Annotated in this window: 1 protein-coding gene; it reads right to left on the bottom strand. The window is 62.8% G+C overall.

The features are described 5' to 3' along the window. On the bottom strand, window positions 1-253 hold a 253-nt coding region (locus SB679_RS25365), incomplete at both ends, for a hypothetical protein (protein WP_410705110.1).

The following is a 253-nucleotide window of genomic DNA, read 5'->3' as shown; positions in this document are numbered from 1 at the left end:
CTGTCCGCGTCCCCACGCGTCAGGTACTGGATCATGCCCTCAAGATGCTCCAACTGGCTGTCCACCATGCTGGCCGGACGCCTTCCGCCGCGCCCCGCGCCCGGTTGATTGTTCGTGCCGTTCATTATTTTCGTACCCCGTTGATTGGCCAGACAGACGATGCCTACGGCATTCGCCTCGATGGCGCCGCGCACAGCAAGGCGGCGCTCTTTCCAACGCGCAATTGCGCTTTCAAAACGGGGCGCGGATGCAC

This window comes from Chryseobacterium sp. SIMBA_029 (assembly GCF_046535275.1).
In the GTDB taxonomy this organism is placed as follows: domain Bacteria; phylum Bacteroidota; class Bacteroidia; order Flavobacteriales; family Weeksellaceae; genus Chryseobacterium.
This window is presented reverse-complemented; position numbering and strand designations above follow the sequence as displayed.